This window comes from Blastomonas sp. (genome assembly GCF_041747255.1).
Taxonomy (GTDB): Bacteria; Pseudomonadota; Alphaproteobacteria; order Sphingomonadales; family Sphingomonadaceae; genus Blastomonas.
The window spans coordinates 1-7,500 of record NZ_JBGTFM010000111.1 but is presented as its reverse complement, the minus strand read 5'-3'; the positions used below and the strand labels follow the sequence as shown (position 1 = coordinate 7,500).

The following is a 7,500-nucleotide window of genomic DNA, read 5'->3' as shown; positions in this document are numbered from 1 at the left end:
GCAGCAGCGGCAGCGGGCGGAAAACCGGCAACCGCGCGTTTCAGCTCGGCCAGGCCGTCGACATAGGATTGGACGAACGACTCGTCATACAGCCGTTCTTCAAGGATAACATGGATCATGCCCGCCAGCAGCGCGGGGTCCTCACCGGGCTTGACCGCCAGGTGGATGTGCGCGAGCGCTGCGACATCGCTCTTGCGCGGATCGGCGACGATCATCTTGAGGCCGCGGTCCAGCGCATCGCGCAAACGGCGCGAGGGCGAAAACGGCGGCAGCCCGCCCGGCGGCCCATAATGCGACACGATCGGGTTGTTGCCGATGAACAGCGCGACATCGGCGTCACCGAACACGTGCCCGCCGCCCGCCCATTGGCCGTATTGAAAGCTGGTATAGACCTTGGCAGGCTGGTCGAGCGTGACGCTGGTATAGAAATGGCGGCTGCCCAGCCCGCTGGCGAATGCCATCGCCGCCGCCACCCCGGCAGAGTTCTGAAAGGCATAGGTGCCCGCATAGACGGCCACGCTGTCTGGACCATGCGCATCGATCAGCGCCCCCAGCTTGGCCGCAATTTCGTCGAGCGCGGCTTCGATCGCGACGGGCTGAAAACTGCCATCGACCTTCTTCAGTGACGCGCGCAGGCGCTCGGGATGGTTGTGCGCTTCGGGCAGTTGCCGCCCCTTGATGCAGGTATAGCCGCCGAACACCGGATCTTCGGCATCGCCTGTAACGCGCACCACCTTGTCGTCCTCGATCTCGACCAGCATCGCGCAATTGGCATGGCAGAAGCGGCAGAAGCTGCGTTTGGTGGGCACGGTCTCTCTCCCCGCAAGTGCCGTTACGGCATTCTGGACCTCTTGGCGGCGATCCTAGTCCAAGCACCGGGGCAGGCGACTGTCATTTTTGACACTTGAGCGCGTGCGCCGGTCCAGTCATTTTGACAAGGATCACAGAAAAAACGCGCGGTTGCAACCGCAGGAGAGGGAGGAAAATCATGAGAGCAGCGACTTATCTGTCGACGTCGGTTCTGGCGCTCGGGCTGGCGATGACCGCAACGCCGGTCGCCGCGCAGGAGCAGGCGTCGGAGGTCCAGGAAACGGGGCTGCGCACGATCGTGGTGACTGCCCAGCGGCGCGAGGAATCGCTTCAGGAAGTTCCGGTCGCGGTCTCCGCGCTTGATGCCGAGGCACTGTCGCAGGGCGCAATCGATGACTTGCGCGATTTTGCGGGCCGCGTGCCGGGGCTGGTGGTCGATCCGGTCAATGCCGGTCCCAGCGCCGCTGCGATCTCTATCCGCGGGATCAGCTTTGAGGACATCGAAAAAAGTTTCGACCCGGCGGTCGGCGTGGTGGTCGACGGTGTGTTCATCGGCACGAATACCGGCCAGTTGCTTGACGCATTTGATCTGGAGTCGATTGAAATCCTGCGCGGGCCACAGGGCACCCTGTTTGGCCGCAACACCATCGGCGGGGTGATCAACGTGCAGCGCAGCAAGCCCACCGGTGAATTTGGGGTCAGGGCATCGCTGGGCTATGCCGAGTACAACACCACGCGCGGGCGGCTGGTGGTCAACACCCCGATGATCGGCAATTTTCTCGCGCTTAAGGGCTTTTTCTTTTACGACAACACCGACGGTTATCTGCGCAACGCGACGCTCAACCGCAGGCAACCGAATTATGAAATCTGGACCGCCGGGCTGACCGCGCTGATTACCCCGACCGACGATATCGAGGCGGTGATCACCTATGAGCGCATCGAAGAGGATGGCGAGGTTGCTACTGCCAGCCTGTCAAACAACACGGACCTGATTTGCCTGCAGGTTCCGGTTCCAGGCCTCGGACTGATACGCGCCTTCCAGATTCCAGACAACCAGTGCAATCGCACCCCGGTCAATAGCCGCCTGCTCTACACGGTGTTTGGCAATATCGAGCAGCCGGTGCGCAACAAGACCGATGCGATCAGCGGCACGATCAACGTCGAACTGGGCAATTTCACGCTCACTTCGGTGACAGGCTGGCGGAAAAACGACGAAAGCGTCCGTCAGGATTTTGACTCTGCATCTATCAACTTTTTCGACACGCTGCGCGTCCAGCGCTATGAGCAGTTCACTCAGGAAGTGCGTATTGCAGGCGATGTCAACAGCTGGCTCAATCTGCTGCTCGGCGCCTTTTATTTCGATAGCCAATACCAGTTGACCCAGACGACGAATATCGGATTTGTCCCGGTCGTCCGCACCCAGCGCACGACTGGCGATTCTAAAAGCTACGCCGCATTTGCTGACGCGCAGATCAAGCTGAGTGATCGCATGACGCTGGGTATTGGCGGGCGCTACACGCGCGACGAAAAAGCGCTCACCACAAACTTTGGCCTCAACGCTGATGGGTCATGCCCAACCCAGCTGGGGATCACGGTGCCGCAATGCAGTGGGGCCGAAGATTTTGGCGAATTCACATATCGTGCCAGCCTGGATTACAAGTTTGACGGTGGCCAAATGGTTTATGCGTCCTATTCGCGCGGCTTCCGCTCGGGCGGGTTCAATGGTCGCACCGCGACGCCGACTGCGATCGGGCCGTATCAGCCGGAAATCGTCGATGCGTACGAAATCGGCCTGAAGGCGGATTGGCTCGATCGCAGGCTTCGCACCAATATCGCGCTCTTCCAGACAGATTATAGCGACAAGCAGGAGGAACTGGTCCGTCCTACGCCGCCGCCGTTCAACGTCATCAACGCGCAGGAAACCATTGTTGAAAATGCGGCATCGGCGCGGATCAAGGGCGTCGAGCTTGAAATCGTAGCGGTGCCCTCGGACAACCTCTCGTTCAACTTCTCGGCCACCTATTTGGACGCCAATTATCGGAACTTCGTCCGCGCCGGGCGGGACGTGTCCGATCTCGACTTGCGGCGGGCACCAAAATACAGCTGGTCAGCAGGCTTCGACTACACGCGGCCGGTTGGTGATGGCGAATTCCAGTGGAACACCATCTTCCGGTTTATTGACAAATACACCACCTGTATCGTCGCTGATCCGGTGCTGCTGGCGCAGAACGTCGTCACCAATGACCGGCGCTGCTTGTCAGCGGAGCGCGAACTGCTTGATTCGACCATGTCTTACAAGCACGATTTCGGCGGCGCCGAAGTGACGTTCAGCGTTTTCGGGCGCAACCTGCTCGATAACCGCGGTCTCAGCAGCACGCTGCCGGTTGCCGGGCTGTTCACCTTTGCCGGCGTCCGTCCTCCGCGTCAGTTCGGTGCTGAAATCATGGTGCAGTTTTAACGGGATGCCAAAGCGCGGTCCAGGTTGGGCATGGTCCAGGTGAGATGCAGCAATTGATGCGTAACCCTCTCGCCTTGATCATGTCCGCCCTGCTTACGTGCTTTGCTGTTGTTCCCAACACAGGCGAGGCGGCGTCAAAACCCGCGCCGCGTCCCAACATCATCGTTATCCTGGCTGACGATCTGGCCTATTCCGATATCAGCCCATATGGCGGTGAGATTGATACCCCCAACCTGGCTGCGCTTGCAGCAGGGGGAACGACGTTCACCAACTTTCGAACGTCACCCATGTGCTCGCCATCGCGGGCGATGTTGCTGACCGGTGTGCAGCAACATCGCACCGGTCTGGGCACGATGGCAGAGTTCCTCGCTGACAGTCAGCGAGGTCAGCCGGGCTACGAAGGATTTCTCAACAATCGCGTTGCCACCATCGCCGAACGGCTGAAGCCCGCCGGTTACACGACGATCATGGCCGGCAAATGGCATCTGGGCGAACAGTCGCGACCCAGTGACAGGGGTTTCGATCACAGCTTTACCCTGATCGATGGTGCCGGGAGCCATTTTTCTGATGCTGGCTATGCCGCGTTCAAACCGAAAGTGACCTATCTGCGCAACGGCGAGACCGCTGAGTTGCCAAAGGATTTCTATTCAAGCGATTTCTATACATCCGAGATCATTGACAGCATTCAACAGGCGAGGGCGAGTGGTAAGCCATTTTTTGCCTATCTGTCATTCACCGCGCCGCATTGGCCCTTGCATGCGCCCCGGGACCTCATCCTGAAATACGATAGCACCTATGCCGCCGGCTGGGACACGTTGCGCGAAAATCGGTTCAAGCGCCTGCAACGGCTCGGGATTATCTCAAACGATGCAGTCATGGCGCCGTCGCACGCGAAAGTGCCACGCTTTGCATCGCTGCCGGTCGAGCAGCAGCGCTATCAGGCACGGCTGATGGCGGTCTATGCTGCAATGGTTGACCGGCTCGACTGGAATATTGGCCGTTTGGTATCCTATCTCGATGCGACCGGCATCAAGGACAACACCATCATCGTGTTTCTCTCGGACAATGGCGCCGAGGCAATCGATTTCACCACCGACCCGATCTTCCCGCCCGCGACGGACTGGATCGCCAGTAATTTCGACAACAGTTTCGACAATCTGGGCGCGCCGTCCTCCTACGCCTTTTACGGGCGACCGTGGGCGCAGGCCGGGGCTGCGGGACACCGCCTGTACAAGACCTTTGTCGCAGAGGGCGGCATTCGTTCGCCGCTGATCGTCTCCTGGCCGAGCGGGGGCCTGAAGCGCGGCCGGCAGACCAGCACATTTGCAACGCTTGTCGAAATTGTCCCCACATTGCTTGAAGCGGCCAAAGTCGATGGCAGTTTAACCCGCATTGGCGACCGCGAGATCGAACCGGTGTCTGGCCGCTCGATGCTGCCGTTCCTGAAAGGACGTGCCAGAACGGTCTATGGCCGGTCCGAAGGTCAGGGCTTCGAGCTGTTCGGCAACAAGGCCTATATCAGCGGTGAATGGAAAATCCTGCACCTGACCAAGCCGGAAGGGGAAGGCAGATGGCAGCTTTTCAATCTCGTCCGTGATCCTGCAGAAGCGAACGACGTCTCTGCACAGAACCCAAAAATCTTCCGGCGGATGATCACCGCATATGAAGCGTTCGCCAAAGCCAATGGCGTGCGCGACTTGCCCACAGACTTTAACATGTTCGACAATGCCAGCCATTGACGTCACACTGTCCTTTACCCGTGCCCCGTAACCCCTCTTGAGATGTTGAAATAGCGACCATGGCCAAGCATTTTCCGCCGCACCCTTATCTGCATGGCCACCACGCGCCCAACCGTTTTGAGGCGGATGCGCCCGATCTGGTGATTGAAGGCGAGATACCCCGCGATCTGGCTGGCGTGTTCTATCGCAACGGGCCGGAACCGCTGCACCCTACACGCGGCGACGAGTATCACTGGTTCGATGGCGACGGCATGGTCTACGGCTTCTTCATCGAAAACGGCCGTGTTGCGATGCGCAACCGTTGGGTCCGCACCGAGAAGTTTGAGCTGGAAAGGGCGGCCGGAGAACGGTTGTTTGGGGTGTTCGGCAACCCGATGACCGCCGACCCCTCGGTTGTCGGCAAGCGCTACAACACCGCCAACACCAACATCATCATCCATGGCGGCAAGCTATTGGCGCTGATGGAAGGCGCGCCGCCGGTGGTGCTGAACCCGCGCGATCTTTCCACCATTGGCGAGGATCATTACGGGGGCACCATCTCCACGACCTTTTCAGCGCATCCCAAGATCGACCATGTCACCGGCGAGATGATCAACATCGGCGCGATGATCAACGGCCCGATGGGCGCGGCAGAGATCCGCTATGACATCATAGATCGCACCGGCGCGCTGACCCGCAGCCAGATCATCCCCGTGCCGCATATGAGCCTGATGCACACGTTCTTCGTCACCGAAAACTGGGTGGTTTTCCCCGTGCTGCCGATCGATACCGATCTTGGCCGCTTCATGCGCGGCGGGCCGATGACGGCGTGGGTCAACGACCGTCCGTCGAAGCTGGCGGTGATGCCGCGCCATGGCAGCGCCGACGATGTGCGCTGGTTCGAATACGAACCGCGCCACATGTTCCACGAATTGAACGTGTGGGAGGAAGACGGCAAAATCATCGCCGATGTCGCCGCCGCCAACGGCACGGCCTTGTTCCCCGATGAAACCGGCGTGCGCGCCACGCATTCCGGCACCCGCCAGAGCCTGCGCCGCTGGACAATCGATCTTGCCGCCAACACCAACGTGCTGCGCGAAGAGGTGTTGAACGAGCGCGATCTGCAGTTCCCGCGCCCCGACGATCGGCTGATGACGCGAAAGACCCGGCACAGCTTTGCGAATATCAACCTTGAGGCACGCGACGCGCGGGTTGAGGGGCTGGATGCGGCGCTGCGCTTTGACACCGTTACCAGCGCGGAGGACATCCACCATTTTGGCAAGGGGGCGGCGGCGGGCGAGCTGGTCTTTGCGCCCCGGCTCGGAGCGAAATCCGGCGCGGAGGGCGAAGCCGACGGCTATGCGATGACCCTGGTCCACCGCGCCAACGCGCCGGGCAGCGAACTGGCGATCTTCAACGCGCTCGATATTGCTTCCGGGCCGGTCGCGCGGGTGCTGATCCCGTTCCGGGTGCCCAGCGGCTTCCACTGCAATTTCTATCCAGCCGATGGCGCGCTTTACGCTCAAGCTTTGGCAAGCTGACGACGGCATGAACATGATTGCCGACATGGTGGCCAGGGGTGCCGCTGCGACTCCTGACAAGATCGCGCTGATTCAGGATGACGAAGCGCTGACCTATGCGGCGCTCGACGATCTGGTGTGCCGCTGCGTGGCGGCGCTGAAGGCGAGTGGTATCGGTAAGGGTGACCGGGTCGCGTTTCTTGGGCTGAACACCATCGATTATGTCATCCTGCTGAATGCGAGCTTACGCATCGGCGCGGTGACGGTGGCGGTCAACTGGCGGCTGGTGCCGCGCGAAATCGCCTATATCGTCAGGGACGCGGGTGCGCGGCTGCTGCTGACGCAGACGGCGGTGCTGGACAATGCGCTGGCGGTGCGCGCCGAGGCGGGGCTGGAGACGATCCTGCTGGGCGACGGCGACTTCGAGGGTCGTCCGGACTTTCGCCAATGGGTGCTGGGCTTTCGCCCCAATCGCGCCATGGCCGAGCTTGCCCCAAGCGATGTCGCGGTGCAGCTCTATACCTCGGGCACCACCGGCCACCCCAAGGGCGCGCTGCTCACCCATGGCAGCCTGGCGGCCTCGATGAGCCAGGGCCGCAAGATCGGCGAGGACTGGGCTTCGTGGAAGGCGAGCGATGTCTCACTGGTGGCGATGCCCTTGTTCCACATTGGCGGCACAGCCTGGGTGATGCAGACGCTGAACGGCGGCGGCACCGGGGTGATCCTCGCGCAGCCCGATGTCGCAGCGATCATTGCGACGGTGCAAAAGCACCGGATCACCAAGATGTTTGCGGTGCCCGCGGTGCTTAACATGATCCTCAATCACCCGGACGCGCAAGCGGCGGATTTCTCTTCGATGCGGGTACTGCCTTATGGCGCATCGCCGATCCCGCTCGATGTGCTCAGTCGCTCGATGCAGATGTTCCCCAATGCGCAGTTCGTGCAGATGTACGGCGCGACCGAGACCAGCGGCACCATCGTCTATCTGCCACCC

General features: G+C 60.9%; 5 protein-coding genes. 4 read left to right on the top strand and 1 reads right to left on the bottom strand.

Annotated elements, in window-relative coordinates; translation table 11 throughout:
• A partial coding sequence (locus ACEW8G_RS03850; protein ID WP_373487127.1) for a molybdopterin-dependent oxidoreductase occupies positions 1–809 on the bottom strand: 809 nt, incomplete at its 3' end.
• Positions 810–988: 179 nt separating this feature from the next.
• On the opposite strand from ACEW8G_RS03850, the gene ACEW8G_RS03845 reads away from it, so the two are divergent.
• From ACEW8G_RS03845 to ACEW8G_RS03830, 4 genes are all read left to right on the top strand, one after another.
• Positions 989–3,268 carry a TonB-dependent receptor gene (locus tag ACEW8G_RS03845; protein ID WP_373487126.1) on the top strand — a complete coding sequence of 760 codons (2,280 nt, stop codon included), beginning with the start codon at positions 989–991 and terminating at the stop codon, positions 3,266–3,268.
• A gap of 56 nt (positions 3,269–3,324) precedes the next feature.
• Positions 3,325–5,007: an arylsulfatase gene (locus ACEW8G_RS03840; protein ID WP_373487125.1), complete on the top strand. Its 1,683-nt coding sequence runs from the start codon at positions 3,325–3,327 to the stop codon at positions 5,005–5,007.
• Between the two features lie 59 nt (positions 5,008–5,066).
• A complete protein-coding gene (locus ACEW8G_RS03835) occupies positions 5,067–6,527 on the top strand; it encodes a carotenoid oxygenase family protein (RefSeq protein ID WP_373487124.1) in 1,461 nt (486 codons plus the stop codon).
• Positions 6,528–6,534: 7 nt separating this feature from the next.
• On the top strand, positions 6,535–7,500 hold a 966-nt coding region (locus ACEW8G_RS03830; RefSeq protein WP_373487123.1), incomplete at its 3' end, for an AMP-binding protein.